At 40.6% G+C, this 25,857-nt stretch carries 22 protein-coding genes; 12 read left to right on the top strand and 10 right to left on the bottom strand.

Features of this window, described 5'->3' with window-relative positions; genetic code table 11:
* The first annotated feature begins 316 nt into the window (after window positions 1–316).
* The 5 genes from B5D47_RS11670 to B5D47_RS06490 all read left to right on the top strand — a co-directional run bounded on the left by B5D47_RS11670 (window position 317) and on the right by B5D47_RS06490 (window position 8,528).
* Window positions 317–2,023 carry a LysM peptidoglycan-binding domain-containing protein gene (locus B5D47_RS11670; RefSeq protein WP_234969938.1) on the top strand — a complete coding sequence of 569 codons (1,707 nt, stop codon included), beginning with the start codon at window positions 317–319 and terminating at the stop codon, window positions 2,021–2,023.
* A gap of 46 nt (window positions 2,024–2,069) precedes the next feature.
* Complete coding sequence (locus B5D47_RS06505; RefSeq protein WP_078931027.1) at window positions 2,070–4,214, top strand: flagellar assembly lytic transglycosylase; 2,145 nt, start codon at window positions 2,070–2,072, stop codon at window positions 4,212–4,214.
* 166 nt (window positions 4,215–4,380) lie between these two features.
* Entirely contained in the window at window positions 4,381–6,135 is a 1,755-nt protein-coding gene (locus B5D47_RS06500) for a cation:proton antiporter domain-containing protein (RefSeq protein ID WP_078931026.1), read from the top strand.
* A 50-nt stretch (window positions 6,136–6,185) separates the two neighbouring features.
* The gene (locus B5D47_RS06495) at window positions 6,186–7,970 is read left to right on the top strand and encodes a GGDEF domain-containing protein (RefSeq protein WP_078931025.1); all 1,785 of its coding nucleotides are present in this window, start codon (window positions 6,186–6,188) and stop codon (window positions 7,968–7,970) included.
* Between the two features lie 9 nt (window positions 7,971–7,979).
* Entirely contained in the window at window positions 7,980–8,528 is a 549-nt protein-coding gene (locus tag B5D47_RS06490; protein ID WP_078931024.1) for an FKBP-type peptidyl-prolyl cis-trans isomerase, read from the top strand.
* Between the two features lie 11 nt (window positions 8,529–8,539).
* On the opposite strand, the gene B5D47_RS06485 is transcribed toward B5D47_RS06490, so the two are convergent.
* Window positions 8,540–9,139: a shikimate kinase gene (locus B5D47_RS06485; protein WP_159443501.1), complete on the bottom strand. Its 600-nt coding sequence runs from the start codon at window positions 9,137–9,139 to the stop codon at window positions 8,540–8,542.
* A 209-nt stretch (window positions 9,140–9,348) separates the two neighbouring features.
* Here B5D47_RS06485 and B5D47_RS06480 point away from each other — a divergent pair, with 209 nt between their 5' ends.
* The 6 genes from B5D47_RS06480 (at window position 9,349) to B5D47_RS06455 (ending at window position 14,688) form a co-directional block, all read left to right on the top strand.
* Entirely contained in the window at window positions 9,349–9,969 is a 621-nt protein-coding gene (locus B5D47_RS06480; protein ID WP_078931022.1) for a LemA family protein, read from the top strand.
* A gap of 28 nt (window positions 9,970–9,997) precedes the next feature.
* Entirely contained in the window at window positions 9,998–10,777 is a 780-nt protein-coding gene (locus B5D47_RS11525) for a TPM domain-containing protein (RefSeq protein ID WP_078931021.1), read from the top strand.
* 78 nt (window positions 10,778–10,855) lie between these two features.
* A complete protein-coding gene (gene dnaX, locus B5D47_RS06470; protein ID WP_078931020.1) occupies window positions 10,856–12,709 on the top strand; it encodes a DNA polymerase III subunit gamma/tau in 1,854 nt (617 codons plus the stop codon).
* Window positions 12,693–12,992 carry a YbaB/EbfC family nucleoid-associated protein gene (locus B5D47_RS06465; RefSeq protein ID WP_308690185.1) on the top strand — a complete coding sequence of 100 codons (300 nt, stop codon included), beginning with the start codon at window positions 12,693–12,695 and terminating at the stop codon, window positions 12,990–12,992. The genes dnaX and B5D47_RS06465 overlap by 17 nt, the downstream gene beginning before the upstream one ends.
* Before the next feature lie 2 nt (window positions 12,993–12,994).
* The gene (recR, locus tag B5D47_RS06460) at window positions 12,995–13,582 is read left to right on the top strand and encodes a recombination mediator RecR (protein ID WP_078931018.1); all 588 of its coding nucleotides are present in this window, start codon (window positions 12,995–12,997) and stop codon (window positions 13,580–13,582) included.
* A 245-nt stretch (window positions 13,583–13,827) separates the two neighbouring features.
* Window positions 13,828–14,688, top strand: coding sequence for a flagellin N-terminal helical domain-containing protein (locus B5D47_RS06455; RefSeq protein WP_078931017.1), 861 nt, complete (start codon window positions 13,828–13,830; stop codon window positions 14,686–14,688).
* Window positions 14,689–14,832: 144 nt separating this feature from the next.
* Here the strand turns inward: B5D47_RS06455 and B5D47_RS06450 are convergent, their stop codons facing one another.
* Window positions 14,833–15,273 (bottom strand): hypothetical protein, encoded by a 441-nt coding sequence (locus B5D47_RS06450; protein ID WP_078931016.1) that lies wholly within the window; start codon window positions 15,271–15,273, stop codon window positions 14,833–14,835.
* 248 nt (window positions 15,274–15,521) lie between these two features.
* Between B5D47_RS06450 and purD the strand changes: the two genes are divergently transcribed.
* A complete protein-coding gene (gene purD, locus B5D47_RS06445; protein ID WP_078931015.1) occupies window positions 15,522–16,814 on the top strand; it encodes a phosphoribosylamine--glycine ligase in 1,293 nt (430 codons plus the stop codon).
* Between the two features lie 196 nt (window positions 16,815–17,010).
* Here purD and B5D47_RS06440 read toward each other — a convergent pair whose 3' ends face one another.
* From B5D47_RS06440 to B5D47_RS06405, 8 genes are all read right to left on the bottom strand, one after another.
* Complete coding sequence (locus B5D47_RS06440) at window positions 17,011–19,092, bottom strand: glutamine synthetase III family protein (protein WP_078931014.1); 2,082 nt, start codon at window positions 19,090–19,092, stop codon at window positions 17,011–17,013.
* Window positions 19,093–19,262: 170 nt separating this feature from the next.
* Window positions 19,263–20,105, bottom strand: a complete 843-nt coding sequence (kduI, locus tag B5D47_RS06435; protein WP_078931013.1) for a 5-dehydro-4-deoxy-D-glucuronate isomerase — start codon at window positions 20,103–20,105, stop codon at window positions 19,263–19,265.
* A gap of 83 nt (window positions 20,106–20,188) precedes the next feature.
* Window positions 20,189–20,743 carry a hypothetical protein gene (locus tag B5D47_RS06430; RefSeq protein WP_078931012.1) on the bottom strand — a complete coding sequence of 185 codons (555 nt, stop codon included), beginning with the start codon at window positions 20,741–20,743 and terminating at the stop codon, window positions 20,189–20,191.
* Window positions 20,740–21,570 carry a metal ABC transporter permease gene (locus B5D47_RS06425; RefSeq protein WP_078931011.1) on the bottom strand — a complete coding sequence of 277 codons (831 nt, stop codon included), beginning with the start codon at window positions 21,568–21,570 and terminating at the stop codon, window positions 20,740–20,742. Before B5D47_RS06425 ends, B5D47_RS06430 begins: the two co-directional genes overlap by 4 nt.
* Before the next feature lie 80 nt (window positions 21,571–21,650).
* Window positions 21,651–22,373 (bottom strand): metal ABC transporter ATP-binding protein, encoded by a 723-nt coding sequence (locus B5D47_RS06420; protein ID WP_078931010.1) that lies wholly within the window; start codon window positions 22,371–22,373, stop codon window positions 21,651–21,653.
* Window positions 22,374–22,500: 127 nt separating this feature from the next.
* Window positions 22,501–23,502: a metal ABC transporter substrate-binding protein gene (locus tag B5D47_RS06415; RefSeq protein ID WP_200806556.1), complete on the bottom strand. Its 1,002-nt coding sequence runs from the start codon at window positions 23,500–23,502 to the stop codon at window positions 22,501–22,503.
* Window positions 23,499–23,903, bottom strand: a complete 405-nt coding sequence (locus tag B5D47_RS06410) for a Fur family transcriptional regulator (protein WP_078931009.1) — start codon at window positions 23,901–23,903, stop codon at window positions 23,499–23,501. Before B5D47_RS06410 ends, B5D47_RS06415 begins: the two co-directional genes overlap by 4 nt.
* Before the next feature lie 144 nt (window positions 23,904–24,047).
* On the bottom strand, window positions 24,048–25,856 hold the full coding sequence (locus B5D47_RS06405; protein WP_078931008.1) for an ABC transporter ATP-binding protein: 1,809 nt from the start codon (window positions 25,854–25,856) through the stop codon (window positions 24,048–24,050).
* Between the last annotated feature and the right edge of the window lies 1 nt (window position 25,857).

Raw genomic sequence — 25,857 nt, 5'->3', positions numbered from 1 at the left:
TATTATAACTCAAAAAAAGCGGTTTGTAAATAGTAATAAGTCTTAATAGCAACAATTTATTATTTTTAAGAAATTTTCGCTAAAATCAATGTTCGGCTTTATAATATTTATGGAATATTTAAGTTTTTTCTTAGCCCGGATCGCACGGAAAGACCAGACAGAGCGAAGCGAAGGAGGACTTGCAGTAAGAGCCGGTTTGAGAGCAAATTGCGCTCCAAAACCGCAAAAAAATTTTAAATCTCTATTGGTTTTTGATTTTTTTGCCGAAACTTTAATTGAATAGCCTTTTTTGGCCGCTTTTTTTTCGAGGTAATTTATGAAGACAATCGGTATTAAACTTGCAGACGGTTCTTTTTATCCAATTCTTGAAGAAGGAACTGCAAAAACTTACCAGCTCGATTTAACAACTGTAAAAGACGGACAGACCAAAGTTCAGATTGACTTGTACCGTTCTGAAAGTGGTTCAATGGAAGATGCTCAATACGTTGATACTCTGGAAGTTTCTAATCTTGTTCCGCATCCAAATGGCGAAGCTGACCTGCACCTTTCTGTTGCCTTGAATGAAAAAAATGAACTCGATGCAAAAGTGATTGATGAAGAAACCGGCCGTAAAAGCGAAACAAGCGTTACTCTCGTAAGCAGAACGCTCGCTGAACGCGCAAATCCTGCCAATTTTGAACTTTCAGAAGAACAAAAAGACAGCGCCGGACAAGACAAAATTGATGAAATTCCGGAAATTGCTGCCGGCCTTGACGAACCGACTTTTGCCGAAGACGATTTTGCGGCAGAAACTGTCGAAGATTCAGATTTTTCGGAGCCTGAAGAAGGCGCACAGGCAGAAAAACCGGAAGAACTTGAATTTGAAACCGTTCCGTTCAGTTTTGACAGCGAACTTGAAAACGACGTTGCAGAAGTCGATCCGGATTCTAAAAACGATGAACCTCAGGCGGAAGGTTTTAAGGCTGAAGACGAGCCTGCTTTTGACACAAAAACTGACGCTCCAGCCGAAGAAAAAGCGGAAAGTGAGGAAAAATCAGACGACAGCAATCCTGTTTCTGAAGATTTTGAAATTCCTGATTTTGACAAGACTTCTGAAAAAACTAAAGATGGAAAAACTAAAGAAGCTGATAATTTTGACGCTGCGGACAATTTTGAACTGCCGGAATTTCCAGAAGACAGCTTGGATTCCAAAACTGACGACGATTTTTCCGGTTTGAAGGACAACGATTTTGCAGATTTGAAAAATGACGATTTTTCTGACTTAAAATCAGAAGACTTTGAGCTTCCAGATTTTGACAAAACCGTTACCGAAAATTCGGCAAAACCTGAGGGTTTGAGCGGTTATTTTGATGATCCGGCTTTTAAGAACGATCCTGTTTTTAACGAAACAAACCTCGATTCAACTAACAACGAGATCGATTTTGACACTTCGGCTCTTGATTCTCCGGTTGCTTCTGCCAGTCCGGCAATGGATTTTTCTGACCTTTACGACAAGGAAACTTTGGACGGAAAAAATAATTCTTATGACGAGGAAGAAGAAACAGAAAAGAAAACCCGCGTTCCGGTAATAATCTGCGTTGTATGCGCAATAATTTGTGTAATCGCAACCTTGCTTATTCTTTTTGTAGTTCCTTCAAAATACAACCTGCTCAAAAATCACAAAGAAAAAGAGCCAACTGAAATTTTATCGGAAAATAATTCTCAAACAGAGGATTCCGATATTCAACAGGACATTCAGAACGAAGAAGTTGCAGCTGAGCCTGAACCTGCTCCAGAAGCGGTCGAAGACACTGTCGTAGTTGCTCCTGAACCGGAAGTTGTTGTTCCTGTTCCGCCGGCTCCAAAACCTGTCGAAAAAGCAAAAGACATAAAATACAGGATTCGCTGGGGCGACACTTTGTGGGATATTTCTGACGCCTATTACAAAAATCCATGGCGGTATAAAAAAATCGCGAGATATAATAAAATCAAGAATCCTGACTTGATTATTTCTGGCACAGATATTTTAATTCCGGTTGAATAAGTCGAGCACAAACTTGAATAAATCGAAATTTTCAAGCCATCGGTCTATGCTGGTGGCTTTTTTATGTTTCACACTTTTTTCCTCTTGCAAGGACTCCCGCGCTTCGTCCTTAAAAAAGCAGTTTGGCGGCAACGACGCCTATTTTATGGCTTTAAAAGCGCTTGAGCAAAATGACGAAAAAAACGCCATCCGCCTTTTTAAGGAAAGCACAAAAAAATCAAACCCAAAAATTGCCCGTCTTTCCGCAGAAAATTTAACCTTGCTCGGAAACGTGACAGAACGAAACCGTGCGGCAAAAATTCTCGAGACAAAATACGGCGACGACCAGGCTCTTCTTACAAGCGCAAAAATTTTCTTTGGACAGAATGAATTTTCCCACATAATTTCATCAACTTCAAAAATAAACCTTAAGACCGCCCCGGAAAAACTCGTTGAACTCAGGCTCAAAAGTCTGCTCAAAAAAAAAGACGCCCGCCTAAAAAATGAGCTTTTTGAATGGTTTACCTCGCGTCCGCTCACTCAGACGCATATAACTTTTTATGACGAATACTTAAAAGCTCTCAGCAATTCTTCAAAAACCGAAAATATTTTAAATTCCGCAAAAACCCAGGATTTGCCGGAAGATATTCAGATTATGAATTTCAGAATTTTGGTTTTTAACAGAAATTATGCGACTGCATTCAACGAAATTCAAAATATTCTAAATCTCTATAAAAATCAAAATTCCCAGCCGCATTATCAGATTTTGAGCGATATTGGAAAAGCATCCCTTTACGGCACGGGCGACTTTAAGACAAGCGCGCAGTATTTTGAATCGCTTGCATCAGATTTTGTTCTGCAAGCAAGAAAACTTTTATCTCAAGCCGAAACGCAAGATTCTGCGCAAAACCTTTACGAACTTGCATACTGCGCATATTTTTACGCGGCCAGACTTTACGACAGGGCCGGACGTTTTCAGGAAAAAGCAGTACAGCGCTTTAAATCCGCACTCGACTGCACAACCGACAGCGAACGCTTCGACAACGCGCTCTGGTATCTTTTGAATATGCAGCTCAGGATGTCGACTGACGAAATAATATCAACCTTAAAAAAATATTGCGACCGGATTTACAACAGAGCCTGGTTTGACGATTTTTTTGACAATTTTTCAGTCCTGCTTTTAAGACACGAGAAATGGCAGGATTTTTACAACGTCTGGAAACTTATTGACAGCCGCGCTTCCGAAGAAACAGCCTGCAAATACGCATACATTTCCGGCAGAATTTTAGAAGAAGGCTACGGCGAGACAGACGGCACTCCAAAAACAAAAGAAGCCGTTGCCGCCTACACCCGCGTTTTGAGCGGAAATTCAAGTCTTTACTACAAAGTCTGCGCAATCGAGAGAATGAACATTGTCGACAAAACCTATGTGACAGACATTTTGTGTTCCGGCGGAACAGAAAAAACTTTTACAGAAGACAAGAATTCTCAAGTTTTGCTCGCAGGCTACGCCGCCTACGGCTTTCCTCAAAAAATTTATCCGCAGTGGCTCAAAGACAGAACCGTTTTGAGCATGGACGCAAACATTCAGGCAAGCCGTTTTTTAAACGAATGTGGAAAATTTGACAGCAGTTATTCCGTTCAAAGCCTGAGAGTCGCCGCCAGAACAAAAACTTCCTGGTCAGGAAAAATTCCTTACGAACTTTTAGAATTAAATTTCCCAAGATTTTATTCTAATTTTGTCGAAGCCGCCTGTGCCGAAAACAAAATTTCAGAACCTGTTTTGTACGCTTTAATCCGAAGCGAAAGTTTTTTTGACGCAAAAGCAGGAAGTTCAGCAGGAGCACGCGGTTTAACCCAGCTTATGCCTTCGACCGCCGCAGACGAAGCCCGAAAACTAAAATTGCCGGCGGATTACAATATTCTTGACCCTCAGACAAATATCCGCCTCGGAAGCCATTATTTTGCAAACCTTATTGAACGCTCAGAAAATAAATCAATTCTCTCCGCGCTTTTTGCATACAACGCAGGACTCACAAATGTCCGCCGCTGGAAACGCCCTCCAAAAATGAGCATGGATTTGTTTTTAGAAACGCTTCCATTCCAGGAAACACGCGAATACGGCCGAAAACTCGTCGGAGCCGCCGCAATGTACGGATTTTTGTACTACGAAATCACTCCGGCACAAACCGTAAGAGAACTTTTTAAGTAAGGGGCCATTTTTGCTTCGCAAAAACCGGGTCTTGCGCACTTCCGCGTCTTGGCGCTCCATCATTTTGCTGCGCAAAACGACGCCTTTGGCGGTGCTCCAGCCCCTTGTCCGTTATTTTTTTGCACAACCTTCATCAATTCACTATAATAAAAAGCCGAGGTAAATTATGCAAAATCCATTGGCTGGCGTTCTTCCTGCACAAATGCACTTTTTAAATTTGCAGGGCGGTCAAATCGTATTCCTTTTAGGATTGATGATTTTTTTTGGTTCCTTTGGTGGAAGACTTTTTCAAAAACTTAAAATTCCGCAGGTTGTCGGTTACATCGTAATCGGAATCATAATCGGTTCTTCTGGATTTAAAATTCTCGGAGACAAACTTATAAATTCTCTCGATCCAATCAACACAATCGCACTTTCGCTTATCGGTTTTTTGGTCGGCGCAGAGCTCAAGGTTGACGTTATAAAAAAATATGGCAAACAGTTTGTCGGAATTCTCCTCGGAGAAACAACTGTTCCATTTTTTGTCGTTGCAGTTCTCGTAGGAGGAGCAACTTTTATAATTACGAAAAATGCGACCTATTCTCTTAGCCTCGGCCTTTTGCTCGGCGCAATCTGTACGGCAACAGCTCCTGCAGCAACAACCGACGTTCTTAAAGAATACAGAACAAAAGGTCCTGTAACAACGACAACGCTCGGCATTGTTGCAATGGACGACGGTTTTGCCCTTATTGCATACACAATTGCAACCGCAATCGCCTCTCCTCTACTCGAAGGCCGTTCAGTTCCAGTTCTTGCACAGCTGGCTTCAATTGCTTTTGAAATTTTCGGTTCAATCGCACTGGGACTTGTAATCGGATTTATCCTTACAAAAATCATTACAGGAATGATGAGCGACGACGCCAGGGTTTTGGGTTTTAGTCTTGGACTTTTGTTTCTTTCGACAGGAATCTGTTCCCTCGCCCACTTTACCGCTGGTCCTGTTTTATTAAAATTTGACCACATTATGGCGGCCATGACAATCGGCTTTTACGTTACGAACTTTTCGCTTCCAAAAGTCAAAAACATGTTCAAACTCGTAGACAAATACACTCCGCCGATTTACGTTCTTTTTTTTGTAAACGTAGGCGCAAAACTCAACGTCTGGCAGTTAAAACCGCTTTTTATCCTGATTGCGATTCTCTACATTGGAGGACGAACCTTAGGAAAAACAATCGGTTCAAGGCTCGGAGCGCGCATTACAAAGGCGCCAGACACAGTCCGCAAGTATCTTCCGTACTGTCTTTTGAGCCAGGCTGGAGTTGCAATCGGTTTAAGCACATCGGCAGGCCGTGATTTTGCAGACACAATCGGTGGCGAAATCATGCTGATTATTACGGCAACAACATTTATCGTTCAGATAATCGGACCAATCTGTGTCCGCTACGGAATCACAAAAGCCGGAGAAGCCGGCCTAGACGTGACGGCCGAAGATTTAATAAAGACAACTTTTGTAAAAGACGTAGAAGTTGACGGCGAAAAAATCTGCTCGCCAGACAATTATGCGATTGTAAACGAAACTGACATGGTCGGACAAATCATCAATTCATTTAGTCAGCATTCAAATATGAATTATGCAGTCCGCGGTTCAGACGGAAAAATTGCCGGCCAGATAAGCCTTGAACACATAAAAGAAGCCATGCAAATCGGCGAAATGGGAAGTTATATGCTTTCGATGGATATTATGGACAAGCCGGCTCTAACCTGCACTCCAGACACTCCGCTTCCAGAAACATACAAACTTTTTGACGACTACGACACTGACGCAATCAGCATTGTGGACAAAGACGGAAAACCACTCGGAATTCTGGAAAAATATGCCGTAGACCATTATTTGCACCAGAGAATTGTTGCCCTTGAGCACAAACTCGCAGCAATGGCATAGAAAATTGTCTTTTTTATAACAACATGTTAAACTAGAGTTCGGGCAAAAAAATGAGTAGTAAAATAGACATAAAATGCGTATATCTTAACGAGAATTTTGAAATTCTCGATGCAAACCGTGAATTTTATGTCTATTTTGATGCCGTAGGTCACGATGTAAATACACTCGAAGACTTTACCGGAACAGGCAGTTTAAGTCCGCTAAAAAAATTCCTTCTCTCAGAAAATAAACAGAACAAATACAAGCTTCTAAAATTCAAAAAGAATCGCCACACTTTAAAAACAAATTTTGTTACGGCATACGACAGTATTTTTAAAGGACAAAAATCTGTCTGCCTCAAAATGATTGATATTGAACAGTGCATAAAATTCATAAAAAAACAAAACAACGACACTGACGAACTTATTTACGCGCTGAGCATTCCAAACGACAGCATTTTTTCTTATCACGAAAATGACAATTTTATAAAAATCACGCAATTCTACAACAACAAAAAAAATGTCCTTTATGAATGTGATATTGATGAATGGAAAAAATACTGTCTTGAACAAAAATTTATTCCAGAAAATCAGGAATCTGCCTTTTTGAATTTTATTGAAAAAATAAAAACCTGTCCAAAAGAAATAAATGCAAGTTTTTACACTTCTCTCCGCACAAATAACCCGGAAATTCTCGAAAACCTTTATTTTTTGGGAATCCGTTTTGTTTCTAACGGCGAATTGACGGTCGTAGGAAGAATTGTCCTTAAAGAAAATGCCGAACAGTTCCGCCAGCAAAAATACATAATCGAGCAGCTACATACGGATTCTCTCACAAAACTTTTTAACAAAGAAACGATTACAACGTACGCAAAAAGAGTTTTTGAAGAGCACAAAAAAGAAAATTCTGCGCTTGTGATTATGGATCTCGACCACTTTAAGCCTGTAAACGACACTTTTGGACATCTGGCAGGTGACAAGGTTCTTTCGAGAACTGGAGAAATTCTAAAAGAAATAATCGGTGAACGAGGTCTTGTAGGCCGTTACGGCGGCGATGAATTTTTAATTGTTTCTTACGGAATGAAAAATGAAACGATTTTGCGCGGTTTTTTACATTCAATTCTATTAAAAATAAAAAATGAATTTGCCGGAAAATTCGACGATATTTCAATTTCCTGTTCGATTGGCTGCGCAGTTTTTCCTAAAAACGGAACCTCCTACGACGAACTTTTTAAAAAGGCGGATTTTGGACTTTATCGGGCAAAAGACAAGGGACGGAACAGATATGTATTTTTCCGCGACGACTTGCACGCGGAACTTTTCCGAAAATCTGTTCAGGCAAACGATATTGTAAAATATGCTGACCGCGAAGTTCAGGAATTAAAATACATGGCAGAATTTATGCAGGACATTGCGGTTGCTCCAAAAGAAGCTGTTGAACGGATTTTAACTCACTTAAAAGAAACATTTAATCTGGATAACATAACAGTTTTTGCCGGCGATGATTTAAAGGCCGAATTTTCTCTCGGAAAAAAACTTGTTAATCATCAAAACGCAAACTACGCAAAAAGCAACGAATTTAAAAAGCTCCTCAGCGGAAAAAATTATTTTACAAACAGTTTTATTGAAAGCACTCTCGAAACCAAATCAAGTTTCAGGCAGGAAATGGAACTTTCCGGCATAAAATCTACAGCGCAATGCATTTTAGGAACAGCCGAAAACATAAAAGCTCTTATAACTTTTAATCACACAAAAATTTCGCAGCTGTGGGCGGAGTACGAAATAAACTGCATTGCAATGTTTGCCAGCGCATTAAATCTTTTGTATAATAAGAATCCACAAAAAATAATCTTTTAAGGAAAAATCATGAAAATCGAAAAGAATAAAATGGTAAAAATCCATTACACTCTCAAAGACGACGATGGAAACGTAATCGATTCTTCTGAAGGAAAAGAAGCTCTTGAATATTTGCACGGCGTAGGAATGCTTATTCCTGGAATGGAACGTGAACTTGAAAACCGCGAAAAAGGCGACAAATTTTCCGCAGTAATTGAACCAAAAGACGGTTATGGCGAATACAGACCGGAATATGTCGTAGAAGTTCCACGCGACCGTTTTGACACAAGCGTAGAAATCGAAGTTGGTCAGAAATTTCAGGCAGACACTCCAACTGGAGCCATGCTCGTTACAGTAACAAAAGTTACTCCAGAAAATATCACAATCGATTCAAACCACGAACTTGCCGGCAAAAACTTGCATTTTGATGTTGAAGTTGTTGACGTTCGCGACGCAACCGAAGAAGAAATTGCTCCATACACAGCAGAAGGTTGTGGCGGCTGCGGCGGAAGTTGCGGTGGTTGTGGAGGCGGATGCAGCGACGGTGGTTGCGGAAGTTGCGGCGGCTGCGAAGAATAATTGCTAAGCCTTTATTCTGTTTTTGAAAGCGACTCGATTATCGAGTCGCGGTTTTCGCTTTTTGGCGCATTTTTCATATCAACACAGATATTGCAGATTGAACGGTAGATTTTCTGCCGTTCAACATAAAATTTATGAAAACTTTCCCGTACATCGCTTATTGTGCGCGGATTTTCTTTTGCAATGTACGCCGGAAGATTAAAAAGTTTTCCGTCTACATCGATTTTTACTTCCTTTACAATGCGGTTTGCAGCCGTACGCTCATCGGCGTTCAAAAAAACAAGAATTCCAATTTCGCTTAAAAGTTTTATTGCTTCGGCATTATTGCAAATTCCTCCGCCTGTTGCTGCTACAGCAATGTATTTTTTTGAATTTTCAGTCTGCTGAATTTTTTCAAGACGGCTCTTTAATTCAATACACGCGCTTTTTTCTGCATTTTTAAAACCTTCTTCTCCAAGCTCTGTGTAAATTTGGCGTGGAGTTTTTCCGGTTAATTCAAAAATCAAATCATCTGTATCAAAAGAAGGAATTTTAAAATATTCTGATAAAAAATTTGCCTGCGTTGACTTTCCGCAATGCTTTATTCCCATTAAAACTATACATTTTTTCATAGATTTATTACCTTGCATTTAAAAAATTGCAATTTTTAAGGTTTATTATTATATTTTTATTATATTACAGAAAATATTCTGTTGATATAGAAACGTTGAATAAAATCTCTGTCCAAAAGGCTAGTTTTTTTATCCAAAAGTTTTCGTTGCAAATTTGTATCAAATTTTGTTTCACGCATTGCCGGGAAACATCTTAAACAGGAGCGTTTATGTCTGAAGCAAACAAGAAATCGTCTTTTAAAATTTTCGCGGTTATTGCAGTTGTCGTTATTGTTTTGGGAATTATTTATAAATTTACCATCGGAACTTACAATACAATTGTCGATTTGGACGAAAATGTTTCCAGCGCCTGGAGCCAGGTCGAAAACCAGTATCAGCGAAGGCTCGATCTTATTCCAAACCTTGTAAATTCTGTAAAAGCCTATGCAAAACACGAAGACTCTCTTTTTACACAACTTGCAGAAGCCCGTTCAAAGCTCGGAGGAGTTGTAAATATCGACGCTTCGATTACAAGCAATCCTCAAAAATTTGCAGAATATCAAAAAATTCAAGGTGAATTGAGTTCCGGGTTGCAGAGATTGATGGCAATTTCCGAAAATTATCCTGAATTAAAAGCGAACCAGAATTTTCTTGCCTTGCAGGATGAACTTGCCGGAACAGAAAACAGAATTTCTACCGAAAGAAAACGATTTAACGATTCTGCAAAAACTTACAATTCTTATATCCGCAAATTTCCGCAAAGTATTATTGCCGAAAGAAAAGGTTTTGAGAAAAAAGCATATTTTGAAGCCGATTCAACTGCTTCAAAAGCGCCTGTCGTTCAGTTTTAAAAGCAAATAAAATTCGAGAATCTGGAAAATGAATAGAAAAAACTTAAAGTCCTTTTTGTTTATTTTTGCGTTTTTTTTGCCTGCTTCGCTTTTTGCAAAAGTCTATATTCCTGAACAAACTGCCTGGGTTATGGACAGCGCAAATATCATCGACAAAAATACAAAATCCGAACTCAATTCTTATCTCGAAAGCGTAAACCGGCAGACTGGCGTTCAAATTGCGGTTTTTACAGTAAAATCGCTGGAAAAAGTTGCCGGAACAGACGCAACAATAGAAGAGTATGCCACCGATGTTTTTGAAAAATGGGGCTTGGGTCAAAAAAAAGAAGACAACGGCGTTTTGCTTTTGGTCTGCCTTGACGAGAAAAAAGTAAGGATCGAAGTTGGATACGGACTTGAAGGAGTTTTAACGGACACAAAATGCGGACTTATAATCCGGAATTTTATTGCGCCAGACTTTAAAAACGCCAGCTATTCTGAAGGAATAAAAACAGGCGTAAACCTTATCGCAGGCTATGCAACCGGAAACGAAGAAATTAAAAATAAAGTCGATTCTTCCGAAGAAGACGATGATGATATTTTTCCGGCATTGATTCCTTTTGCAATCTGGGTTTTGTTTTTGATTTTTGTAATTTCCAGAAGCGTAATTGATTCTAAAAACGGAAGAAACCGACGCCCTCCAACCGGCGGATTTTTTATCGGAGGAGGAGGCGGTTTTGGCGGACACGGAGGCTTTGGTGGCGGAGGCGGATTCGGCGGCGGTGGCGGCGGCCGGTCTGGCGGTGGCGGAGCCAGTGGCGGATGGTAAAAACACCTGATTTTTTCTTTTTAAGATGAATTTTCCTTCGATATTGAGAATTTACGGTTTTTAAGGTATTCTTTTTTTATGTCTTATGAAGTAACAGCTACCCGGCGACGACCTCAGCGTTTTGAAGATCTTGTCGGTCAGGAATTTGTTGCGGAAACTTTCCGTAATGCCATTCAATCTAAAAAAATTGCGCATGCCTACCTTTTTTCGGGCCCGAGAGGTTGCGGTAAAACTTCAACCGCCCGCATTCTGGCAAAAGCCCTAAACTGCGCTGAAGGTCCGACTGCTTCTCCTTGTGGACATTGTCAGCAGTGTCTTGAAATTACAAAAGGCACTTGTACCGACGTTATCGAGATTGACGGTGCTTCCAACACTTCTGTAAACGATGTAAGACAAATCAAGGACGAGGTTCTTTTTCCGCCTCAAAGTTGCCGTTATAAAATTTATATTATTGACGAAGTTCATATGCTTTCGACTTCGGCATTTAACGCGCTTTTAAAAACAATTGAAGAGCCGCCTCCGTATGTTATTTTTATTTTTGCAACGACAGAACTTCAAAAAGTTCCAGCGACAATAAAAAGCCGGTGCCAGCAGTTTAATTTCCGTTTGGTTCCTGTTGAAAAAGTAAAAGAACAGCTTGCTCTTGCTGCTTCGGAGATTGGAATTCAAGCGGAAGATGAAGCTCTTTATTGGATTGCGCGGGAATCCACAGGTTCAATGCGCGACGCCTACACTCTTTTTGATCAGGTTGCGGCTTTTAGCGGAGATAAAATCACCTATGACAAAATCCGCGACAAACTCGGACTCGTCGGTGTTGACCGTCTGAATGAGATTTTTGAGGATTGCGCCGAAAATAAAACTCAATCTGCGCTCGAAAAACTTGATTCGTTTTTGCAGGCAGGAATTTCGATTGAACAGTTGATTTCAAATGCGACGGATTATTTGCGTTCGCTTTTGCTTATAAAAAATGGAATTACAAAAGAGTCGCTTTTGGGACAGAGCGCTGAGCGTTTTAGCGCAAAGGTTTTGTCTGCCTGGAATTCGATTCAAATTGAACGAGCTGTAAGCATTTTTCTGCAGCTTTACCGCGACATAAGATATTCGCTCAGTCCACGCTATGAACTTGAACTTGCGTTCAGCCGTCTGAGCTGGCTCAGTCAGTATGTTTCGCCTGCCGAAGTAAAAGTTGCAATCGACAAAACAAAGGCTGTTTTACTGCAAAATGCACAACCGCAAATGCAATCTCAACCTCAAAAACCAAGAATTTTCATTTCTCCAGAACCAGAAGTGGCTCCACAGGCGGAAAACCGGTCTTTTAGCAATGGCGGAGCTGAACCGCCTGATCAAGCAGCGGCTCACTCAGTTGAAAATTTTAGCGGTTTTGAAAATTACGCTCCAGAAGGCTCTTACGCTCCTGACGACATGGGCTTTTCTCAGCAGGAAAATTCTGTTCCAGAGCAAAATCCACAGCCGGCAGAATTTATCCGAGACATGCAAACTTTAAAAAAGACGATTCTCGCGGAACTTTCTAAAAGCGAAAAAACTGCAATTCTCGCAACAACGCTTATTCAGACCGCGGAATGGGTTTTGGACGGAAACACTGTAAAAACAACGGTTGCTTCGAATTTTACGCAGTCGCAGCTGCAAAAACAGGCCGCTCAAATTTCTGCAATAATTTCGCAATATTACGGCGAAAATCTGCAATTCAGCGTAAGCATAAAGCAGACAGAAAAAGAAAACAATTTGGAAAATGCGCCTTACGAAGTGCAGCTTTTGTGTTCAATTTTTAGAGGGCAGATTGTTTCTAAAGGTGAACGCACTGAGTCGCCTAAACCTGAAAAAACCGAAAAAACTGATGATGAATCAGACGAAAATATTGAAAATTCTAACTTTAACAACGAAATAATAGAGGAAGATGATGAATCCATTTGATTTGATGAAAAATCTCAAAGATTTACAGGGAACCATGAACCAGATGCGCGAAGACTTGAAAAATTTGAGCGTAACAGGTTCTTCTGGCGGAAATATGGTTCAAGTTACAATGAACGGTCAGCTTGAAATGACAGCGATTAAAATCGACCCGATTGCAGTTGATCCGCGCGACGTAAATATGCTTCAGGATTTGATTGTTTCTGCAAACCATGACGCGCTCGAAAAGGTTCAGGAACTTATAAAACAAAAAGCCGGTCCACTTATGGGCGGAATGGGTCTGTAATCTTGAACGCAATTGATGAATTAACAGACAGCTTTTCCCGGCTGCCAGGAATAGGCAAAAAAAGCGCTGCCAGACTTGTAAATTATATTTTAAAAGCAGACAATCTGTGGGTAAAAAGGTTTGCAAGCCAAATTGACCATCTTCAAGAAATTATAAAACCGTGCTCAATCTGCGGAAGCTGGACAGAAAATGATCCATGCCCGATTTGTTCCGATCCATTGCGCGACAGAAGCGTTATCTGCGTTGTCGAACAGCCTCAGGACGTAAACACAATCGACTCTTCCCGCGAATTTAACGGTCTTTTTCATGTTTTGGGCGGAGTTATTGCACCGCTTGAAGGAATCGGTCCTTCTCAACTGCGTATTGCGGGCCTGGTTGAACGGGTAAAATCAGGAACAATAAAAGAAGTTATACTTGCAACAAACCCGACTGTCGAAGGCGACACAACAGCAATGTACATTCAGAGAGTTCTTGCTCCAACCGGCGTAAAAGTGACAAGACTTGCAAGCGGTCTTCCAGTCGGTGGCGACCTCGAATACATAGACAAATTAACCTTAGCCCGTTCATTCCGCGGAAGAAGCAGTTTTTAAATTTTCTTGGCAAATTTTCAATATTTTTTCTTTTTTTTCTAAAGTCAATTTTTCAAACTCCGATATGTTATATATAGGGTGGTAAACCCGGGGACTACAAGACATTGCCTACAAAAAACAAGTCTGTAGTATTTTAACCAGATCTTACAAGGAGGTGTGATAAAAATACATCCGTGCATTTTTATCGCACAAAGCACAAAGTGCTTTGTATCTAGCCGTCCTTGACGATTTTAAGGAGATAAATTATGGTTATTAATCACAACATGAGTGCTCAGTTTGCAAATCGTTCTACAGGGCTCACAGAACTCAGCACAACAAAAAACATGGAAAAGCTTTCATCAGGCATGAAAATCAACCGCGCAGGTGATGATGCTTCTGGCCTCGCAGTTTCTGAAAAAATGCGTGCACAGATTCGCGGTATGAACCAGGCTTCTACAAACGCTCAGAACGGTATTTCTTTTATTCAGACTACTGAAGGATATTTGCAGGAAACAACTGACATTGTTCAGAGAATTCGTGAACTTGCAGTACAGTCTTCAAACGGTATTTACTCAGACGAAGACCGCATGCAGATTCAGGTTGAAGTAAGCCAGCTCGTTGCAGAAGTTGACCGCATCGCTTCTCAGGCACAGTTCAATGGTATGAACATGCTCACAGGCCGCTTTGCAAAACCAACAGGCGAAAATACAGTTACAGGTTCAATGTGGTTCCATATTGGTGCAAACATGGATCAGAGAACTCAGGTTTTTATTGGAACAATGTCAGCAGCAGCTCTCGGACTCCGCAACATTGGTTCAGAAGAAATTCTTACTCTTGCAGGTCCAGATGATGCTAACCGCGCAATCGGAACTCTCGACGAAGCACTCAAAAAGATTAACAAACAGCGCGCTGACCTCGGTGCTTACCAGAACCGCCTCGAAAAGACAGTTGTTGGTTTGGACATTGGCGCTGAAAACCTCCAGGCTTCTGAATCTCGCATCCGCGATACAGACATGGCAAAAGAAATGGTTGACTTTACAAAGAACCAGGTTCTTACACAGGCTGGAACAGCTATGCTGGCTCAGGCAAACCAGAGTTCACAGAACGTACTCAGCTTGCTCCGCTAGGCTTAAAGTTAAAATATAAGGACAGTCCAAAAAAGTTTTTGCTTAACCTTGGATTGTCCACAGAAAAAACTGTCCTGAAAAGTTTGAAGTTTTACACTAGACTTTTCGTAAAGGGCAGTTTTTTTTTATTTAGGGCAATATTTATCAATTTTTTTTAGGACCGCAGCAGGATGGACAGCCGGTTATAATTACGTGTTTTTTGTGGTCGCTGGTTTTATTAAAAAGTCTTGCAATCAAATAGCTTTCTACAGGAACATTTTTCCGGCAAACCGGGCAAATTCTCTGGACGTCGTTTTTTTTGTCTGGATAGCAATGAGGACAACCTAAAACGTACATCCGCTGGTCAGAAACCGTCATGGGTCTAAAAATCCGGCTAAATAAATCTTCGCCAACGGCAAGCGGAGTATTGCACAAGGGACAGCGGACAAACCCCAAGCCGCCATTCGCAGTTTTTTGTTTTTTTAAATTTTTGCCGGCATTTTTTTTATTTTGAATTGACAAATTTTTTAAGTAAAGTCCGCGAAGCAAAAAAACAAGAATTGTTGCCACAGAAAAAAGAGCAAGATAAGTAAAAAAATCTTTCATAAAATTATTCTAACATAAAAACAAATCTTTTATCTCCCGAAAAACTTACGCCGGGGTGTAGGCGCGCCGAAGGCGTTCAAAATAAAATCAAACGGATTTTATTTTGAATGACAACGCCGAAACACCGGTTAGACGATAAAATTTCGTCCAAAGTCTGACAAAAATCGTTTTTTTCGCTATAGTATAAGGACATTCCGAAAAATCTTGTAGCGATTTTTTGAATTTTTTGATTTTATCGAGGATTTTTTATGAAAGCACTTGTTATTGGAAGTGGCGGACGTGAACACACAATCGCCTGGAAATTAGCACAGAGTTCAAAAATTGAAGAGGTTATCTGTGTTCCTGGAAACGGCGGAACTGCCGACGAAGCAAAATGCAAAAATATGAATGGCGATGCTGTTGAAATTGCAAAAAACGAAAAAGTTGATTTTGCCGTTGTTGGTCCGGAAGATCCTCTTTCAGAAGGAATCGCTGATAAACTTTGGGCTGCAGGAATTCCGACAGTTGGTCCTAAAAAACAAGGTGCCGCACTCGAAGCTTCAAAAGATCTTTCTAAGGTTTTTATGGAAAAATATGGCGTTGCATGCGCCGCTTCAAAAACTTTTACGGATAAAAAAGGCGCTCTCGAATATGTTAAAAATCATGGCGCTCCAATCGTTGTAAAAGCTGACGGTCTGGCTGCTGGAAAAGGCGTTGTTGTTGCAAAAACCGTTGATGAAGCCCTCAAAGCGGTAAATGACATGATGGACGGCGAATTTGGCGATGCCGGAAAAAAACTCGTTATCGAAGATTATTTGCAGGGAGTTGAAATTTCGGTTCTTGCGGCTGTAAGCGTTACGGAAAATTCTGCAAAGACAAACAAGGCCTGCATAAAGGCATTTTTGCCAGCCCGCGACCACAAACGCCTGCTCGACGGTGCAAAAGGTCCAAATACTGGAGGAATGGGCGCAATCTGTCCTCCACAGGATGTTACTGAACAGACAATGGACGCTTTCCAGAAAAATATTCTTGAGCCAACTTTGCGCGGTTTAATCGAAGAAAAAATGGACTACCGCGGATTTATTTTCTTTGGACTTATGCTTACAAAAGATGGTCCAAAAGCTCTTGAATACAATGTCCGCTTAGGAGATCCGGAAACTCAGGCTGTTTTGCCGATGATGGATTTTGATTTTGCCGACCTTTGTCTTGCAATTACAGGAGAAACTCTTTCTGACTTTAACCTTCAATGGAAAAAAGGATTTCAGGTTGCGCCTGTTGCTGTTAGCGGTGGTTATCCGCTCAAATATCCAAAAGGAAAAGAAATTTCTGTTGATTCGGCAAAAATCAACGAAAACGGCGCAAAAGTTTTTGTTGCCGGCGCTGTAAAAAATGAAAGCAATGCCCTAGTTACAAGCGGCGGACGCGTTCTTGCCTGCTCGGCCCACGGATCAAGCTTTGACGAAGCCTGGAAAAAAGCATATTCTGCGCTCGAAGGCATAAAATTTGAAGGAATGTTCTACAGAAAAGACATTGGTCTTCCGGGAGCGGCAGAATCAAATTAAAAAGCAAATTTTTGTAACAAAATAATACAAAAAAAGGCTGTCCTGATAAAACGCGAGATTTTATCTGACAGTCTTTTTTTTGTGTTAGCGATGGGAATGACGCGCCGAAGGCGCGTTCCGGAGCAAGGCGCAGGAATGAGCGCAGCGAACCATGGACGTAGCGACCGAAGGCGAAGCCTTCGGGAACACCTGTTTTTTACTGAACGCTAAAAAGCAAATCTTCGTAACTTGGATAAGGTTTGTATTCCTGGCCCAAAAGTTCTTCGAGCAAGTCGCCGCTTGAGCGCAAATCTTCCATTGCAGGAAGGATTTTTTTTGCATAATCCTGGGCTTTTTCCATAAGCTCAGTTTTTTCCTGTGCCTGAATGTGCAGTTCATCGAGCTTTTGCTTTTTTTGCTCAAGTTCGTTCAAGAGAGCAGACACTTTTTTTATCTGATTTTTGCCGTATTCAAACGGAAGGTCTGCCGGCATTTTTGAATATGTATCCGTAAGTTTGTTCAGGAAATTAAGGGCAGAAGGTTCAATGTCTTTGTTTACCATTTCAATCATTGTTCCAACTTCAATGTTCAAAATCTGACAGTATTTTTCAAGTTTTACGTCGTAGTGGCTTTTCATTTCAACTTCGGAATAAATTCCTGTCTGTTTAAAAAGTTCTATGTTTTTTTTGTCCAGATAATGGGCCATGGCGTCAGGAGTTGTGCGGAAATTTTTAAGTCCGCGTTTTTCGGCTTCTTTTATCCATTCTTCGCCGTAACCGTTTCCGTTGAACAAAATTCTCCAGTGGGCGGTGATTTCGCGTTTAATGAGATTTTGCAGTTCTTTGTCAAAATTTTCGGCTTTTTCGAGTTCGTCTGCAAATTTTGAGAGGGAATCAGCAAGAATTGCGTTTAATATTGTGTTTGGACCGGAAATTGACAGGTTTGAACCTACCGAGCGGAATTCAAAGCGGTTTCCTGTAAAGGCAAATGGCGAAGTTCTGTTGCGGTCTGTCGAATCCTTTGGAATTGCAGGCAAAACGTCTACGCCAATCGACATTTTTTTGCTTCCGTTTCCGGTGTAAGGCTTGCCGTCCTTAATTGCTTTTAAAATTGCTTCAAGTTCGTCGCCGACATAAATCGACATGATTGCCGGAGGAGCTTCGTTTGCTCCAAGACGGTGATCGTTTCCGGCACTTGCAACAATCGCACGCAGCAAATCCTGATGGTCATCTACAGCCTTTATAACCGCCGTCAAAAAGAGCAAAAACTGCGCATTTTCCATTGGCGTTGTTCCTGGAGAAAAAAGGTTTTCGCCGGAATCGGTGGCAATCGACCAGTTGTTGTGCTTTCCGCTGCCATTTACGCCTTCAAAAGGTTTTTCGTGCAAAAGACAGATTAAACCGTGACGACGCGCAACTTTTTTCATAACTTCCATTGTAAGCTGGTTTTGGTCTGCGGCGAGATTGGAGGTTGTAAATATCGGAGCCATTTCGTGCTGAGCTGGAGCGGCTTCGTTGTGTTCGGTTTTTGCGTAAATTCCGAGTTTCCACAATTCTTCGTTCAAATCTTCCATATATTCGATTACGCGTGGCTTAATTGCGGCAAAATACTGGTCGTCCATTTCCTGTCCTTTTACAGGATGAGCGCCAAAAAGAGTCCTGCCTGTCATCTTCAAATCGCGTCTTTTGGCATAAAGTTTTTCGTCAACCAGAAAATATTCCTGCTCAGGTCCCATTGTCGTCGTCACGTGCTTAGCAGAATTTCCGAAAAGCTTTAAAATCCTGAGTGACTGGCGGTTTAAACTTTCCATAGAACGCAAAAGCGGAGTTTTTTTGTCGAGGGCTTCGCCGTTGTAAGAGCAAAAAGCGGTTGGAATACAAAGAGTGTGGTCTTTTACAAATGGGAATGAAGTCGGGTCCCAAACTGTGTAACCGCGGGCTTCAAAAGTTGAACGATAACCGCCACTCGGAAAAGACGAGGCATCTGGTTCACCTTTTATAAGTTCTTTTCCACTAAAACTCATGATAATTTTGCCTTCAGCAGCAGGCGTCAAAAAGCTGTCGTGTTTTTCGGCAGTAATTCCCGTCAAAGGCTGAAACCAGTGCGAATAATGAGTTGCGCCTTTTTCAATCGCCCAGTCTTTCATAGCGTTGGCAACTTCGTTTGCAACACCGAGTTCAAGCGGGCAGCCTTCCACCATGGTTTTTTTTAAAGAAGCATAAATATTCGCAGAAAGCCTTTTTTTCATTTCGCTTTCATTAAAAACCATGCACGCAAACATTTCAGGAACGTTAATCATACCACCCTCACTGCCCGCAACCGCGGAACATTTGTAATTTTGCACAAAAGTATATCAATTTTTTGTTTTTATTTAAACTGTACGCAAAAAAAAGCCCGGACTAATTTGAATTTTCTTTCAAAAAGTCCGGGCTTTCCAATAATTTAATATTTTTTGTGCTCAGTTTTTTACTAGCGCAAGTCTGTTGTACGAATCCAGTCCTGATCTGTGTATGTGCGGTTTTCTCCACCCATTGACCAAATGAATGTGTAATTGCTTGTTCCACAACCTGAATGGATTGACCATGAAGGGTTGATTACAGCTTCGTCGTTGTGCATTACAATGTGGCGAGTTTGCTGTGGTTCGCCCATAAAATGGAACAAAACCTGATCTTCTGGCAAATCAAAATAGAAATAAACTTCCATACGGCGTTCGTGTGTATGAGCCGGCATTGTGTTCCAAACAGAACCTGTTTCCAGATGAGTCATTCCCATCGAAAGCTGGCATGTTTCCAAAATATCCGGGTGAATGTACTGGTTGATTGTGCGGTCGTTTGATTCTGCGGCAGAACCTGCATGCACGTGGTTTGCCTGTTCATAAGTAATTACGCGGCTTGGGTAAGAAACGTGAGCAGGAACTGAGTTCATATAGAATTTTGCAGGATTTTTCTTGTCTACGCTTTCGAGAACAACGTCTTTTGTTCCGGCTCCAAGATAAAGAGCGTCGTAATGATTTACTTTGTATTCAACACCGTCAGCAACAACAATTCCGTCACCGCCAATGTTAATCATTCCAAGCTCACGGCGCTGGAGGAAAAAGTCAACTCCAAAATCTTTCATTGGATCAATATTTTTGTCCAATTTAACTTTCTTATCTACAGGCATTGCTCCAAGAGTTACAATGCGGTCAATGTGGCTGTAAACTGCGCTTACATCATTTTTTACAAAAATATTAGAAATCAAAAACTCTTTGCGGAGCTCTTCGGTTGTCATTGTTTTAAAAGGTTCTTTTCCAGTTGAATAGCGAATATCCATCTTTTTCTCCATTTAATAAAATTTTATAAAATTAAAATCGCACTTTGTGCACTTTAATAAGTTTATTCTTCCATTGTAAAAAGTCAATCACAAGTTTGCGCGGTAAGATAATTGTGACTAAAACCGTCGGGAGTTTCTGTGAGCGTGTATTTTCCGATTACAGTAATTTCCTGATCTACAACCGGCTCTTTTCCGGCAAAATCGTACTTGAACTCAAGACCTTGCTGACAGCAGGCAAGGGCATCTTTTATGATTACCGCATAAGAAGGCTGACCGTCCGGACCGTTTACTTTTATAAAGTTTCCTTTTATTTTAAAAGTTTTTCCGTCGAAATTTTGCGGTTCAAGCATAAGATTAAAAACCTGGGCATAAACCATATTTGCGTTCATTTTTGTAAGGTCAAAATCTACTGAAAAACCGGCATTTTTTTCTGATTGCTCCTGATTTTTTTGCTGAATTGAATTTTTTGTGCACGAAGCAAAGGTTAAGGCCAACGCGAGAAGGACAGCAGCAGCGCCGAAGGCGTTCAAAAATGGCAAAAAGGCCATTTTTGAATGAAACTGCGAATGGCCTGACGGCAGATTTTCTGCCGGCTCGCCCAATTTTTTTTCCAACTTTAACAAAGAATAATTTTTCATTTTAGAAATTTCCCCGCAACCGAAAATACGACAAAAACAAAAAGATTGACCGCAACAATTGTTGAGCCAACCGGAGTTCCCGCCAGAATTGAAATTAACAGTCCGGAAACTGAACATACGACAGAAACCGCCGCGCTGCAAATTATTACGCTTTTAAAGCTTCGCAAGACGCGCATTGCTGAAAGCGCCGGGAAAATTACCAGAGCGCTGATTAAAAGCGAGCCGACAAGATTCATTGCAAGAACGATTATTATGGCGATTATAACGGCAATTACCAGATTGTAAAGGCTTGCGTGAGTTCCGACCGCTTGAGCGAAATTTTCGTCAAAGGTTACGGCGAAAATTTTGTTGTAAAAGACTATAAATGCGGCAATTACGGCAATCGACAGAATTACGCACAGATAAACTTCTGCTTTTGTAAGCGTCAAAATCGAAGTTGAACCAAAAAGCGTAGAACAGACGTCGCCAGCAAGGTTTGCGGATGAACTAAAAACATTCATTAAAAGGTAGCCAAGAGCAAGAGATGAAACGCTTATGACGGCAATTGCGGCATCGCCCTGAATTTTTGTGTTTTTTCCGGTTCGCAGAAGAAGAATTGCGGCTATGACGGTAAATGGCAGGACAAGATACATATTGTTCGACAAATTAAGAACCGCTGCAATCGCCATGGCTCCAAACGCAACATGGCTCAATCCGTCGCCAATAAAACTGAACCGTTTTAAAACCAAAGTCACGCCGAGCAGACTTGAACAAAGCGAAATCAAAACACCGACGATAAACGCATACTGTACAAACGAAAAACTAAAATAATGGATTAAAGTGGACATAAAATTGTCTCCAAAATTAAAAAATCAATTTATAAAAATTAAAACTCTGCTTTTTTACAAACCTTACAAAACTACAAAATCTACAAAAGTTTTACTCCCATAATTCGCTTTATCTGTCCATTGCAATCCGGGCAGGTCGATTTATGCACAAATTCGGCCTTTGTTCCAAAAAAAATTTCTTTTCCAATGTGCAGAACGTGGGTTGCGAAGCGAAGCGAAGCGTCTATGTCGTGGCTTATCATAATGACCGTAATTCCGCTTTTATGCAGGTTTTCGATAAGATTGTACATTTCTTCCTGCGCTCCAGGGTCAAGCGCGCTTACAGGCTCGTCGAGCAAAAGCATTTTTTGAGTGGCGCACAATGCTCTGGCAAGAAGAACTCTCTGCTGCTGTCCACCGGAAAGTTCACGGTAACACCGGCGCGCAAGATGAGCAACTCCCATTTTTTCCATATTTTTCATGGCGAGTTTTTTTTCTTCTTTTTTGTAAAAAGGACGGCAACCGCAACGGCTCTGACAGCCAGAAAGAACTATTTCCCAGACACTGGCCGGAAAATCTCTCTGAACAAAAGTCTGCTGCGGTAAATATCCAATTTCGTCCGCCAAAAGTCCGTCTCCGGTTTCGATTGTGCCAGAAATCGGTTTTAAAAGTCCAAGAATTGCCTTCATCAAGGTCGATTTTCCGGAACCATTTTCGCCGACAATGCAAAGATAGTCGCCGGAATTTACCTTGAACGACAAATTTTTTATTATGATTTTTGACTCATACCCTAAAACAAGGTTTTTGCAAATTAACTGTGCCATAATTTTGGGCGTTTCCCTCCACTTCGCCTCGCTCCGTTTCGGGCCGCTATGTCCGCCCTTCGCCGCAAACGCGGCTCATTGCGCGGCTTATCGCCGCGCAACTTCGGGGCTACCAGCGCTAACGCATTCACTCCTTTCCCAAAAAATTTAATTTTTCGTAATTTTCCTTCATAACGTCGATATAATTTTTTCCGGCTTTTATCTGCTCAAAGGTCGTAGACTGCATTGAATCGATTACAAAAATTTCGCATTTTCCGTCAAAACCAGCATTTTTTATTACGGTTTTTGCAATTTTTTTGTCAGAATTTTCAGTCACAAAAACCTTCGGCTCTTCAAATTCCTGAACTTTTTTTGAAAGAAAGGCGACCGTTTCAAAACTTGCTTCCGTTTCTGCCGAACATCCGGAAAAAGCGGCAAAATATTTTGCTCCAAGCTCGTCTGTCATGTAACGGAACGGAAAACGGTCGCAAAAAATCAAAGGCTTTGAAGAAAAGTCATTTTTTTGAGAAAGTTCAACTGCAATTTCCGAAAGAGAATCAAGTTTTTCAAGGTAATTCTGCAAATTTTTTGCATAAACAGAAGAATTTGCAAGATCCAAAACTTCAAGATATTCTGCAATTTTTGTAACAGCGGTTTTTGCATTTTTTACAGAAAGCCAGACATGCTCATCATATTCGATTTCGTCTTCGTGCCCGTCATTTTCTTCGTGGCTTTGCATGCCTTCTACGGTTTCTTCTTCCTTAACATTTTGCGCAAGAATTTCCATTAAATTTACGGTAAATTGATTTTTGTTGTTTGAATTTTTTATAACCTGCGAAACCCAAGAATCGCTTTCGCCGCCAACATAGATAAAAAGGTCTGAGCTTGCAATTTTTACAATGTCGGCCGTGCTCGGCTGGTAAGAATGAAGGTCTGTCCCGTTTTTAACAAGAAGCTCAAGCTCAAAACTATCGCTGCCTTCAATCAAATTTTTAACCCAATCGTATTCTGGAAAAATCGTTGCGACAACCTTTATTTTTTGTTTTTCTGCTTCAGATTCTGTTTTTGAATTTTGATTTTTTTTGCAGCCTGCAAAACTCAGAGCAAGAACTGCCGCAAAAAAAACTGTGACAAATTTATTCATTTTCATTTTTTTTCTCCACAACTTTTACAAATTCCAACCAAGGTGCTTTCGCCACGACTCACTTCAAATCCTGTATTTTTTTCAAGAGCAGTAACAAGATTTTCCGCGGCCGCTTCATCGAGATGAAAAATTTTTCCGCATTTTTGGCACGAAAGGTGAATATGTGTCCGGCAGGAATTGCAATCAAAAAACTGATAGAAAGATTCTCTTGAACCCGGTTTTGAACATCTTTTGATTTTTCCTTCAGATTCCAGCTCCGCCAAATTTCTGTAAATGGCGCTTTTGCTGATTTCTTTTCCGCTCAAGGCAAGTTCAACCTGTTTTGCAGAAAACATCTTGTCGGGATTTTCGCTCAAAAACGAAAGAAGAGAATTTCGCTGTTCAGTAGAATAATTGATTTTAGACATATTTCAATTTGCGAATTAGTCGCAAATTGATTTAAGCATAATGCAAAATTTTATTCAAGATTTTTCAAAAATTTATGCCAATTATTTATCAAAAAAAAGAATATAAATTGTGAGAAAATTAAAATTTTAAAACCTGAACTGTAATTAAATCCGCACCTGAGCCGTGTAGAGATTAAAATATTCGCCTTTTTTGCTCAAAAGTTGTTCGTGAGTTCCACTTTCTACAATTTTGTGGTTTTCCAGAACGGCAATTTTGTCCGCATTTTTGATTGTACTCAGGCGGTGCGCAATCACAAAAGCAGTGCGTCCGCTGCACAACCTGTCAAAAGCGCTCTGGATTTTTTGCTCGGTAATGCTGTCGAGGGCGCTTGTTGCTTCGTCCAAAACCAGAACAGGAGGATTTTTTAAGAAAACGCGCGCAATGCTTATCCGCTGTTTTTGTCCGCCGGAAAGTTTAATTCCTCGTTCACCGATTACGCTGTCAAAACCGTTCTGCATATTCATTATGTCGTCGTAAATTTCCGCTTCTTTTGCAGCTTCGATAATTTCTGCCTCAGTCGCATCCGGCCGTCCATAAGCAATATTTTCTCTTATTGTTCCAGCAAACATAAAAACATCCTGCTGAACAAAACCAATTTGCGAACGAAGCGATTTTAACTTGTAATCGCGAATATCAATTCCGTTTATTTTTATTGAACCGTCCTTAACTTCATAAAAACGCGCAAGAAGGTTGCAGAGAGTAGTTTTTCCGCCGCCACTCGGGCCGACAAAAGCGACAGTCTGGCCTTTTTTTACTTCGAGAGAAATGTTTTTTAAGACAGGAAAATTTTCCGAATAGTCAAAACTTACGTTTTCAAAATCCACACTTTCAATTTTTTCGGAAAGTTCCACTGCGTCAGTTTTTTCTGGCATTTCCTCGTGAATCTGCATCATTTCCGAAAAACGCATAAATCCTGCCATTCCAGTGCTAAACTGCTCAACAAAATTTGCAAGACGACGGATTGGCTGCAAAAAAGCGGCAACAAACATATTTGCGGCAACCAAATCACCGAGAGTCATTTTTCCTTTCATTATATAAAATCCGCCGACAGCCAGAATAATTACACTCAAAATGTGAGTAACAAATTCCATTTTTGAGTGCATTCCTGCCATTGCCTTGTAATAAAGACGTTTTGCGTCAAAAAAATTCTGATTGCTTTTTTCAAATTTTGAAAATTCGTAATCTTCGTTTGTAAAAATTTTTGTAGTTCTTGCACCGCTGATTGAACTTTCTACAGCCGAGTTGATTTCCGCAGTTTTTCCTTTCACAAGGCTAGAAGAACCCATCAGGCTTTTTCGGCTCGAATAAACCGCAAAAATAAGAAGTGGCAAGGTTACAAAAACAATTACCGCAAGTTGCCAGCGAATTGAAAACATTACAAAAAATGCGCCAAAAAGCGTTAAAAGCGAAATCAGTAAATCTTCCGGTCCATGATGCGCCAGTTCAGAAATTTCAAAAAGATCGGTTGTAGTGCGGCTCATAAGCTGACCAGTACGATTTTTGTCAAAAAAAGAAAATGACTGTTTTTCAATATGTTCAAAAATGTCGCGACGCATATCTTTTTCGACGGCAACACCAAAAACATGTCCAAAAAACGTAATAAACCATTGCGCAACAGTCCGCAAAACGCACATTAAAAAACAGAGCGCGATTATCGAAAAAAATGTAAAAATTACAGTCCGCTGAACTGAATTATCGGCAGAATTTAAATATTGCGGCAAAACTTTATTCAATGTGAATCTTGAAATTACTGGAAAAATAACATCAACAGCGGCAACAAAAACTGCGCAGAACAAATCCGCAAAAAAGAGCCATTTGTGTGGCTTAAAATACGAAAAAAACAGTTTGTATTCGCTTTTTTTTACATCTCTAAAACTTAACGGCAAGACAGCAGATTTTCTATTTTTAGGCATT

The organism is Treponema berlinense, from assembly GCF_900167025.1.
Lineage (GTDB): Bacteria > Spirochaetota > Spirochaetia > Treponematales > Treponemataceae > Treponema_D > Treponema_D berlinense.
The sequence above is the reverse complement of the archived record's forward strand: the minus strand, read 5'-3'. Positions and strand labels throughout refer to the sequence as shown.